Origin of the sequence: Pseudomonas sp. Ag1 (genome assembly GCF_000278565.1) — a bacterium.
In the GTDB taxonomy this organism is placed as follows: domain Bacteria; phylum Pseudomonadota; class Gammaproteobacteria; order Pseudomonadales; family Pseudomonadaceae; genus Aquipseudomonas.
In genome coordinates, this window is sequence record NZ_AKVH01000075.1 from 16387 (window position 1) to 27910 (window position 11524).

8 protein-coding genes are annotated in these 11524 nt (G+C 60.3%); all 8 read right to left on the minus strand.

All coding sequences use genetic code 11. From position 1 onward, the window contains the following. The 8 genes from ispD to dnaE all read right to left on the minus strand — a co-directional run bounded on the left by ispD (position 1) and on the right by dnaE (position 11464). Positions 1-711 carry a 2-C-methyl-D-erythritol 4-phosphate cytidylyltransferase gene (gene ispD / locus A462_RS26305; RefSeq protein WP_008432218.1) on the minus strand — a complete coding sequence of 237 codons (711 nt, stop codon included), beginning with the start codon at positions 709-711 and terminating at the stop codon, positions 1-3. Then, positions 708-986: a cell division protein FtsB gene (ftsB, locus tag A462_RS26300; RefSeq protein ID WP_003219292.1), complete on the minus strand. Its 279-nt coding sequence runs from the start codon at positions 984-986 to the stop codon at positions 708-710. Before ftsB ends, ispD begins: the two co-directional genes overlap by 4 nt. A 171-nt stretch (positions 987-1157) precedes the next feature. Next, entirely contained in the window at positions 1158-2447 is a 1290-nt protein-coding gene (gene eno, locus A462_RS26295; RefSeq protein ID WP_003219294.1) for a phosphopyruvate hydratase, read from the minus strand. Between the two features lie 156 nt (positions 2448-2603). Continuing rightward, positions 2604-3449, minus strand: a complete 846-nt coding sequence (gene kdsA / locus A462_RS26290) for a 3-deoxy-8-phosphooctulonate synthase (protein WP_003219295.1) — start codon at positions 3447-3449, stop codon at positions 2604-2606. Between the two features lie 5 nt (positions 3450-3454). Continuing rightward, entirely contained in the window at positions 3455-5086 is a 1632-nt protein-coding gene (locus A462_RS26285; RefSeq protein WP_003219298.1) for a CTP synthase, read from the minus strand. Between the two features lie 273 nt (positions 5087-5359). After that, positions 5360-6679, minus strand: coding sequence for a tRNA lysidine(34) synthetase TilS (tilS, locus tag A462_RS26280; RefSeq protein ID WP_008432219.1), 1320 nt, complete (start codon positions 6677-6679; stop codon positions 5360-5362). 176 nt (positions 6680-6855) lie between these two features. Next, complete coding sequence (locus A462_RS26275) at positions 6856-7803, minus strand: acetyl-CoA carboxylase carboxyltransferase subunit alpha (protein WP_003219302.1); 948 nt, start codon at positions 7801-7803, stop codon at positions 6856-6858. Between the two features lie 139 nt (positions 7804-7942). After that, the gene (dnaE, locus tag A462_RS26270) at positions 7943-11464 is read right to left on the minus strand and encodes a DNA polymerase III subunit alpha (protein ID WP_008432221.1); all 3522 of its coding nucleotides are present in this window, start codon (positions 11462-11464) and stop codon (positions 7943-7945) included. Positions 11465-11524 lie beyond the last annotated feature (60 nt).

Here is an 11524-nt window from a genome sequence, read left to right on the forward strand (position 1 = left end):
TCAGGAAGACTGGAAGGCCCGACGCTGGCGCAGCCATTCAAGGTCTTCCGGGCGGGTGACCTTGAGGTTGTCGGAACGGCCTTCGATCAGGCGAGGCGCATGCCCGGCCCATTCCATGGCCGAGGCTTCGTCGGTGATGACCACGTCCGAGACCAGGCTGTCGGCCAAGGCCCGGTGCAGCGCGCCAAGGTGGAACATCTGCGGGGTGTAGGCCTGCCAGATCGGCGTGCGATCAACCGTTTCCAACACGCGCCCGTGCTTGTCGGCGCGCTTGAGGGTGTCCCGCGCCGGCACGGCCAGCAGCCCACCCACGCTGTCGTCGGCCAGTTCAAAGAGCAACTTGTCCAGGTCATCGCGGCTGAGGTTCGGCCGGGCGGCGTCATGCACCAGCACCCAATCGTCATCGCTCGCGCCCTGGCCGTGCAGGTAAAGCAAGGCATTGAGCACCGAACCCGAGCGCTCTTCGCCGCCGTCAACGCGCACAATGCGTGGGTCGGTGGCGCAAGCCAGGGTCGGCCAGTAAGGGTCATCCATCGCAACGCTGACCACCAGCCCCTTGAGGCCCGGATGATCGAGGAAACAGCCAAGGCTGTGTTCGAGAATAGTGCGCCCACCCAATTGCAAGTACTGCTTGGGACGGTCCGCGGCCATACGGGCACCCACGCCCGCGGCAGGAATCACGGCCCAGAAGGCCGGTGACGAAATGCTCATTGGGCCAACTGGTAGAGGGTTTCGCCCTCCTTGACCATGCCCAACTCATGGCGAGCCCGCTCTTCAACGGTCTCCATGCCTTTTTTCAATTCAAGTACTTCGGCATCGAGCACGCGATTGCGCTCCAGCAACACCTCGTTTTCGGCGTGCTGTGCGGCAATTTGCTGGGTCAGTTCGGTGACCTGCGCCAAGCTGCCATTCCCCACCCAAAGGCGGTACTGCAGGCCAGCCAGCAGCAAGAGCAAGACGAGGAACAACCAATTGGGACTGCGCATCGAATATCGGGTATCCAGTGAAAAAAGACAGCCATGCAAAACTTTTGCAGCAACTGATAGCACGAAGCCTGGAAAAACCAGGCTTGTGCTTGTTAGTCATGAGATTAGCGCCGAAATTCACGCTGCCGTGATTTTTCCGACGTAATCCGCTGACCTTTTACCATTTAACAATCAGCCGCGAAACTCGCTGCGACCGTTGTACTTGGCTTTGCCGCCCAGTTGCTCTTCGATACGCAGCAATTGGTTGTACTTGGAAACGCGATCGGAACGGCACAGGGAACCGGTCTTGATCTGCCCAGCCGAAGTGCCTACGGCCAGGTCGGCAATGGTCGAGTCTTCGGTTTCGCCGGAGCGGTGGGAGATCACGGCGGTGTAGCCCGCAGCCTTGGCCATCTGGATGGCTTCCAGGGTTTCGGTCAGGGTGCCGATCTGGTTGAACTTGATCAGGATCGAGTTGGCGATCTTTTTGTCGATGCCTTCTTTCAGGATCTTGGTGTTGGTCACGAACAGGTCGTCGCCCACCAGCTGGATCTTCTCGCCGATCTTGTCGGTCAACACTTTCCAGCCAGCCCAGTCGGACTCGTCCAGGCCGTCTTCGATCGAGATGATCGGGTAGCGCTCGGTCAGGCCCTTGAGGTAGTCAGCAAAACCTTCCGAGGTGAACACGTGGCCTTCGCCGGACAGGTTGTACTTGCCGTCTTCGTAGAATTCGCTGGCCGCGCAGTCCAGGGCCAGGGTCACGTCGGTGCCCAGCTTGTAGCCAGCATTGGCCACGGCTTCGGAGATCACTTTCAGTGCGTCTTCGTTGGACGCCAGGTTCGGCGCGAAACCACCTTCGTCACCCACTGCAGTGCTCAGGCCACGGGCCTTCAGCACAGCCTTGAGGTGATGGAAAATCTCGGTGCCCATGCGCAGGCCTTCGGAGAAGGTCTTGGCGCCAACCGGCTGCACCATGAATTCCTGGATGTCGACGTTGTTATCAGCGTGCTCGCCACCGTTGATGATGTTCATCATCGGAACCGGCATCGAGTAGACACCCGGAGTGCCGTTCAGGTTGGCGATGTGGGCGTACAGCGGCAGGTCCTGGTCCTGTGCAGCGGCCTTGGCAGCGGCCAGGGACACGGCGAGGATGGCGTTGGCGCCCAGGCTGCCTTTGTTTTCGGTACCGTCGAGCTTGATCATCGCGTGATCGAGGGCTTTCTGGTCAAGTGGATCCTTGCCCAGCAGCAGGTCGCGAATCGGGCCATTGATGTTGGCCACCGCCTTGAGTACACCCTTGCCCAGGTAACGGCTCTTGTCGCCATCACGCAGTTCCAGTGCTTCGCGGGAACCTGTGGAAGCACCGGACGGCGCGCAGGCGCTGCCGATGATGCCGTTATCGAGAAGCACGTCGGCTTCGACGGTAGGGTTGCCACGGGAGTCGAGAACTTCACGACCTTTGATGTCGACGATTTTTGCCATTGTTGTAAACACTCCAAAGTTGACGAAAACGACGCAGCTGAAGGAAATCTTTTGACCGACCGCAAGGGTGGAACAACGGGCAGGCTTGCAGGCGACAAGGCTCAGGCCTGCGGGCCTGAGCGTAAAGCGAGGGAAAGTCTACCGGAGAAATGGCGCTTACGCGGTCTCTACCGTCGGAAAACTCTTGACCAGGTCGTCCAACTGCTTCAACTGGGCCAGGAATGGCTCCAGCTTGTCCAGGCGCAGGGCGCATGGGCCGTCGCACTTGGCGTTGTCCGGGTCCGGGTGGGCTTCCAGGAACAAACCTGCCAGGGACTGGCTGATGCCGGCCTTGGCCAGGTCCAGTACCTGGGCACGGCGCCCGCCAGCGGAATCGGCGCGACCACCGGGCATTTGCAGCGCGTGGGTCACGTCGAAGAACACTGGGTATTCGAACTGTTTCATGATGCCGAAACCGAGCATGTCCACCACGAGGTTGTTGTAGCCGAAGCTCGAACCACGCTCGCAGAGGATCAACTGGTCGTTACCCGCTTCCACGCACTTGTTCAGGATATGTTTCATTTCCTGAGGCGCGAGGAACTGGGCTTTCTTGATATTGATCACAGCGCCGGTCTTGGCCATCGCGACCACGAGGTCGGTCTGGCGCGACAGGAAGGCCGGCAACTGGATGATGTCGCACACCTCGGCAACCACGGCTGCCTGCTCAGGCTCGTGGACGTCGGTGATGATCGGCACGCCGAAGGCTTGCTTGATGTCCTGGAAGATCCGCATGCCTTCTTCAAGGCCCGGGCCGCGGTAGGAAGTCACGGACGAACGGTTGGCCTTGTCGAAGCTGGCCTTGAACACGTAGGGGATACCGAGTTTCTCGGTCACCTTCACGTACTCTTCACAGACCTGCATCGCCATGTCGCGGCTTTCCAGCACGTTCATGCCGCCGAACAGCACCATGGGCTTGTCGTTGGCAATCTCGATGTCGCCTACGCGAATGATCTTCTGGGCCATCAGGTTTACGCCTTCTTCTGATGTTGCGTCAGTGCTGCTTTAACGAAGCCGCTGAACAACGGGTGACCGTCGCGCGGGGTCGAGGTGAACTCCGGGTGGAACTGGCAAGCCACGAACCATGGATGATCCGGTGCTTCAACCACTTCAACCAGCGCGCCATCACCGGAACGACCGGAGATTTTCAGGCCGGCTTCCATGATTTTCGGCAGCAGGTTGTTGTTCACTTCGTAGCGGTGACGGTGACGCTCGACAATCACGTCCTTGCCGTAGCAATCGTGAACCAGGGACCCCGGCTCCAGCAGGCAATCCTGCGCGCCGAGGCGCATGGTGCCGCCCAGGTCGGAGGCTTCGGTACGGGTTTCGACGGCGCCGGTGGCATCTTCCCACTCGGTGATCAGGCCCACGACCGGATGACCGCTGGTGCGATCGAACTCGGTGGAGTTGGCGTCTTTCCAGCCCATCACGTTACGGGCGAACTCGATGACCGCCACTTGCATGCCCAGGCAGATCCCCAGGTACGGCACCTTGTTCTCACGAGCGTACTGGACGGCAGTGATCTTGCCTTCCACGCCACGCAGACCGAAGCCGCCCGGAACCAGGATGGCGTCAACGCCTTCCAGCAGCGCGGTGCCCTGGTTCTCGATGTCTTCGGAGTCGATGTAGCGCAGGTTGACCTTGGTACGGTTGCTGATGCCCGCGTGGCTCATCGCTTCGATCAGCGACTTGTAGGCATCCAGCAGCTCCATGTACTTGCCGACCATGGCGATGGTGACTTCATGCTCAGGGTTGAGCTTGGCGTCGACCACGGCTTCCCACTCGGACAGATCGGCGCCGCCACACTGCAGGCCGAAGCGCTCGACGACAAAATCATCCAGGCCCTGGGAATGCAGGATGCCCGGGATCTTGTAGATGGTGTCGGCGTCTTCCAGGGCGATTACCGCACGTTCTTCAACGTTGGTGAACTGGGCGATCTTGCGACGGGACGCGATGTCGATCGCGTGGTCGGAGCGGCAAACCAGCACGTCCGGCTGCAGGCCGATGGAACGCAGTTCCTTGACCGAGTGCTGGGTAGGCTTGGTTTTGGTTTCGCCGGCGGTGGCGATGTACGGCACCAGTGTCAGGTGCATCAGCATCGCGCGCTTGGCGCCGACTTCGAAACGCAACTGGCGGATGGCTTCGAGGAACGGTTGGGACTCGATGTCACCTACGGTGCCACCGATCTCGACCATCGCCACGTCGGCATCGCCTGCACCCTTGATGATGCGGCGCTTGATTTCGTCGGTGATGTGCGGGATCACCTGGATGGTTGCACCCAGGTAGTCACCACGGCGCTCCTTGCGCAGCACGTGCTCGTAGACACGGCCGGTGGTGAAGTTGTTGTTCTGGGTCATGGTCGTGCGGATGAACCGCTCGTAGTGGCCCAGGTCCAGGTCGGTCTCGGCGCCGTCGTGAGTGACGAACACTTCACCGTGCTGGAACGGGCTCATGGTGCCCGGGTCAACGTTGATGTACGGGTCCAGCTTGAGCATGGTGACCTTAAGTCCCCGCGCCTCCAGGATGGCCGCCAATGAAGCGGAGGCAATGCCTTTCCCCAATGAAGAAACAACACCGCCCGTGACGAATATGTAGCGCGTCATGAAAAACCCTAGAAGTCTGCGTTAAAGCGGTCCGAGCCGCCGGGGAAAGCGAAGGAAGGCCGAAGCCCCCGATCACCTGCATTAATCACAGTGCACCTTTCAAAAAAACCGCCGCGTTGTGACAGACCAGCAATGAAACACCGGTACGTTGATCGCTACACATTTTTTGGAATCGCCCAGCAAAGACTGCTTGGTAATCGGCAACTGCTGCGATTCAGGCGAATCCACAGAAGTTGTATCAAGAAGGGAGCGTAGTCTACCGGAAAGGCTCTATCAGCTCAAACCTTGATCGCAGGTTGGTGGCATCCAATGTAATTGCCAGCCGGTACCGCCACCCGCCGCAAGCCCCGGCAGGTTGGCCACAGCCAGCAATTGCTGGCCCTGATACAGCAGCGGCAATCTGCCACGGATGAAGCCTGGCACCGCACTTTCGTTAAGCAAGCGCTTCAGGTCGCGCCGGCCCCGGCCTGGCAATTCCATGATTTCACCGCCCTGGCGATAACGGATGCTCAGGGGGCCTTCGGGTGCACTGCCGCTGAAGCGCACTTGGCCGTTACCGGGTAACTGTAGTGGGTTTTGCGGGTGCGGCCAGCTCACCGATGCGTCAGAAAATTCCGACCAACTGGCAGGTAACCACCAGATAAGCCCACCACAACGGTGCAATTGACCGTCGGCCAGGCGCCACAGTGGCTGTGCATCGTGTTTGGCGTCGCGCAAGGTCGCCCAGCCGGTCCAGTGGTCGCTATCGGGCAAGCGTGTCAGCGGTGTCAGCCAGTGCCTAAGTGCGTTGCGCTGGCGGGCCTCGGAGAGCGCGGCAAGCGGTTCAAGGGTCAGCGAAGGCAATGCCAGCCAGGGAAACACCGGGTGCTGGCTGGCGGCCAGCAGGTCCATCTGCGCCAGTTCGTCGAGCAAGCCGTGGGCTTCGCTCAGATGTTCGGCGCAGCGGGCCATGGTGCTGACGGCTTGGGGCCAACGTTCGGTCAACTGCGGGAAAACATGGTGGCGCAGGTAATTGCGGGAGAAACGCGGATCAGCGTTCGACGGGTCTTCGATCCAGGTCAATTGATGTTCACGGGCGTAGGCTTCAAGCTCGGCGCGAGACACATCCAACAAGGGTCGCACCAGATAGCCATCTGCCAAAGGGCGCTGCGCGGGCATTGCCGCCAGGCCACGCACGCCAGCCCCACGCAACAGCCGAAACAGTAAGGTTTCTGCCTGATCGTCACGGTGCTGGCCCGTGACCAGCAACTCCCCCGCCCCGATGACCTCGGCAAACGCCTGATACCGCGCGTCACGGGCCGCGCGCTCCAGGCTCGCGCCAGGTTGCACCTGCACGCGGATCACCCGCAAAGGCACGCCCAAGGCGTCGCACACGAACTGGCAATGGGCCGGCCACGCATCCGCCGCAGCTTGCAGCCCATGATGAACATGGATAGCGCTGAGTGGCGGGAGCTTGTCGATTTTGGCCCGCGTGGCCAGGAGGTGCAGCAGGACGGTGGAGTCGAGGCCGCCGGAGAAGGCGATATGCCAGGCCGGGGCGCAGCGCCAGGGCGCGACGGCTTGCAGGAGCTTGGCGGTTAACGTGGGCTTCATAGCAAAGTACGCCATCAATCTGGAATGCGATAACCCAGCATACACAAGGCAAATGTGGGAGCGGGCTTGCTCGCGAATGCAGTGTGTCAGTCGCCAACTATCTTGACTGAATCACCGCCTTCGCGAGCAAGCCCGCTCCCACACAAGCCAGCTCCCACATTTAGTAACGCGTCGGCTTAGAGACCGTAGCTCATCAGTCGCTCGTAACGACGGGCCAGCAGCGCCTCGTTGTCGAACTTCTTGAGCATCGCCAGTTGCGAGCTGAGTTCGGCACGAATGGTCGCGGCAGCGGCAGCCGGGTCACGGTGGGCGCCGCCCAATGGCTCGGCGATCACTTTGTCCACGATACCCAGGCCTTTCAGGCGATCGGCAGTGATGCCCATGGCCTCCGCGGCATCCGGTGCCTTCTCGGCGGTTTTCCACAGGATCGAGGCGCAACCTTCCGGCGAGATCACCGCGTAGGTGGAATATTGCAGCATGTTCAGCTGGTCGCAGACGCCAATCGCCAATGCGCCGCCGGAACCGCCTTCGCCGATCACGGTAGCGATGATTGGCGTCTTCAGGCGAGCCATCACCCGCAGGTTCCAGGCAATCGCTTCGCTCTGGTTGCGCTCTTCAGCGTCGATACCCGGGTAGGCCCCCGGGGTGTCGATGAAGGTCAGGATCGGCATCTTGAAGCGCTCGGCCATTTCCATCAGGCGACAGGCCTTGCGGTAGCCTTCAGGGCGCGGCATGCCGAAGTTGCGGCGGACTTTCTCGCGCACTTCACGGCCTTTCTGGTGACCGATGACCATCACTGGCTGGTCGTCCAGGCGAGCGATACCGCCCACGATGGCGGCATCGTCGGAGAAGTGACGGTCGCCGTGCAGCTCATCGAACTCGGTAAAGATATGGTCGATGTAGTCCAGGGTGTACGGACGGCGCGGGTGGCGGGCCAGGCGCGCGATCTGCCAGCTGGTCAGCTTGCCGAAGATGTCTTCGGTAAGCGTGCTGCTCTTGTCTTGCAGGCGAGCGATTTCATCGCCGATATTCAGCGAATTGTCATTGCCGACCAGGCGCAGCTCTTCGATCTTGGCTTGCAGGTCAGCGATCGGCTGTTCGAAATCAAGAAAATTCGGGTTCATAAGCGTCCGTCTTGGGTCGACGGCCAAGGAGTGCCTGGCCAGCCGGTTGTCTATTCGCGCCCTACCTTAAGGGAGAGGCGCGGTTAGGTCGAGATTAAATGTTCGGTCGAGATCAGGCGATCTTCGTACTGCCTGACCGTCAACGGTATTGGAGGAAGACGTTGTCACGCCCGAACTGGTCACGCAATGCTTGAATCAAGCCATCGGCGGGGTCAATTCGCCACGTCTCACCAAACTGCAACATCGCCTTGGCGTCGTTGCCGGTGTACTCCATGGTCACCGGGCAGGCGCCACGGTGGCGTTTAAGCAAGTCACCCAACCAGCGTAGCTGATCACCTTTGAGCGCATCGGTCTTGACCTTCAGGCGCAGGCTTTCGGCCAGGTTGGTGCGAGCATCTTCCATGCTCATCACGCGCTTGATCCGCAGGCGCAGGCCGCCGGAGAAGTCGTCGTTGCTGACCTCCCCTTCCACCACCACCATCGCGTCGGTCTGCAACAGCGACTGGGCGGAATGGAAGGCATCGGCAAACAGCGAGGCTTCGATCCGGCCCGAGCGGTCGTCGAGGGTGATGAAACCCATCTTGTCGCCCTTTTTATTCTTCATCACCCGCAGCGCGATGATCATGCCTGCGACGGTCTGGGTATCCCGCGCCGGCTTCAGGTCGATGATGCGCTGGCGGGCGAAACGCCGGATTTCACCTTCATATTCGTCAATCGGGTGACCGGTGAGGTACAGGCCCAGGGTGTCTTTCTCACCCTTGAGGCGTTCCTTGAGGGTCAGCTCCTTGGCCTTGCGATGGTTGGCGTAGACGTCGGCATCTTCTTCGACGAACAGCCCGCCAAACAGGTCGGCGTGGCCGCTGTCGTGGGTGCGTGCGGTCTGCTCGGCGGCCTTGATCGCTTCTTCCATGGCGGTCAGCAATACCGCGCGGTTGCGGTCGATATTGGCCTGGTACGCCTTCGGCTCGTCATGGAAGTACGGGCCCAGGCGATCCAGGGCGCCGCTGCGGATCAAGCCATCCAGAGTACGTTTGTTGATGCGCTTGAGGTCGACCCGGGCGCAGAAATCGAACAGGTCCTTGAACGGCCCGTCCTGACGCGCTTCGGTAATCGCCTCCACCGGGCCTTCGCCCACGCCCTTGATCGCGCCGAGGCCATAGATGATGCGGCCTTCGTCGTTCACCGTGAACTTGAACTCGGAAGTGTTCACGTCCGGCGCGTCGAGGCGCAGCTTCATGGTGCGCACTTCCTCGATCAAGGTCACGACCTTGTCGGTGTTGTGCATATCCGCAGACAGTACCGCCGCCATGAACGGCGCCGGGTAGTGAGCCTTCAGCCACGCAGTCTGGTAAGACACCAGGCCATAGGCGGCAGAGTGGGATTTGTTGAAGCCGTAACCGGCGAACTTTTCCACCAGGTCGAAGATGTTACCGGCCAGGTCGGCATCGATGTTGTTGGTGGCGCAACCTTCAATGAAGCCACCGCGCTGCTTGGCCATTTCCTCGGGCTTTTTCTTACCCATGGCTCGACGCAGCATGTCCGCGCCGCCGAGGGTATAGCCGGCCATGACCTGGGCAATCTGCATCACCTGTTCTTGATACAGGATGATGCCGTAGGTCGGTGCCAGTACCGGCTTGAGACCTTCGTACTGGTAGTCGGAGTGCGGGTAAGCCAGCTCGGCACGCCCGTGCTTACGGTTGATGAAGTCATCCACCATGCCCGATTGCAGCGGGCCCGGACGGAACAGGGCCACCAGTGCGATCAAGTCTTCCAGGCAGTCGGGCTTGAGCTTTTTGATCAGCTCTTTCATGCCGCGGGATTCAAGCTGGAACACGGCCGTGGTTTCGGCTTTTTGCAGCAGGCTGTAGGTCGGCTTGTCATCCAGCGGGATAAACGCGATATCCAGCGGTGGCTCATTGACCTTGGCGCGGTCGCGGTTGATGGTCTTCAGCGCCCAGTCGATGATCGTCAGGGTACGCAGGCCGAGGAAGTCGAACTTCACCAGGCCGGCCGCCTCCACGTCGTCCTTGTCGAACTGGGTTACCAGGCCGTCGCCTTCTTCGTCGCAATAGATCGGCGAAAAGTCGGTCAGCTTGGTAGGCGCGATTACTACACCACCGGCGTGTTTACCGACGTTACGCACCACGCCTTCGAGCTTGCGCGCCATGTCCCAGATTTCAGCCGCTTCTTCATCGACCTTGATGAAGTCCCGCAGGATTTCTTCCTGCTCGTAGGCTTTTTCCAGGGTCATGCCGACTTCAAACGGAATCATCTTCGACAGGCGGTCAGCCAGGCCGTAGGACTTGCCCTGTACCCGGGCCACGTCGCGAATTACCGCTTTCGCCGCCATGGAACCGAAGGTGATGATCTGGCTTACCGCGTTGCGCCCGTATTTCTCGGCCACGTACTCAATAACCCGGTCGCGACCATCCATGCAGAAGTCGACGTCGAAGTCGGGCATCGATACCCGTTCCGGGTTAAGGAAACGTTCGAACAGCAGGTCGTATTCCAGCGGGTCGAGGTCGGTGATCTTCTGCACATAGGCCACCAGCGACCCAGCACCCGATCCACGGCCAGGCCCCACCGGCACGCCGTTGCTTTTGGCCCACTGGATAAAGTCCATTACGATCAGGAAGTAACCGGGGAACCCCATCTGGATAATGATATCCAGCTCGAAATTCAGGCGGTCGACGTAGACCTGGCGCTTGGCTTCATAATCTTCAGTGGTGTCCTTGGGCAGCAGGACGCTCAGGCGTTCCTCCAAACCGTCGAACGAGACCTTGCGGAAATACTCGTCGATGGTCATGCCATCGGGAATCGGGAAGTTGGGCAGGAAGTGCTTGCCCAGCTTCACTTCAATATTGCAGCGCTTGGCAATTTCGACGGAGTTTTCCAGGGCCTCGGGCAGGTCACTGAACAGCTCGGCCATTTCATCGGCGCTTTTGAGGTACTGCTCTTCGCTGTAGTTCTTCGAGCGGCGCGGATCGTCCAGCGCCCGGCCTTCGCCGATGCATACGCGGGTTTCGTGGGCCTCGAAGTCTTCCTTCTTGATAAAGCGCACATCGTTGGTCGCCACCAGCGGCGCGCCAAGCTTTTCAGCCAGGGCCACGGCGGCGTGCAACTGCTCTTCATCGTTGGGGCGGTTGGTGCGCTGGATTTCCAGGTAGAAACGGTTGGGGAACACCTCCATCCACTCACGGGCGAGCACTTCAGCCTCATGAGGATTGCCGCCCAACAGCGCGATACCGATTTCACCCTCTTTGGCCGCCGAGAGCATGATCAGCCCTTCGCTGGCTTCGGCCACCCACTCGCGCTCGATGATGATCGAGCCGTTGCGCTGGCCATCGATAAAGCCACGGGAAATCAGTTCGGTGAGGTTGCGGTAACCCACGCCGTTCATCGCCAACAGGCTGATGCGGCTCAGTGGGTTATCCGGGTCCTTGTTCGACAGCCACAGGTCGGCACCGCAGATCGGCTTGATGCCGGCGCCCATGGCGGCCTTGTAGAACTTGACCAGGGAACACATGTTGTTCTGGTCGGTCACCGCCACGGCAGGCATGTTCATGCCCACCAGGGTTTTGACCAGGGGTTTGATCCGTACCAGGCCGTCGACCAGGGAGTATTCAGTGTGCAGGCGCAGGTGAACGAATGAAGCCGGCATAGTGATCCTGTACAAAACGTGGAGACAACAAGGCCCGGATTGTACCGGGCCTTGGCAAAA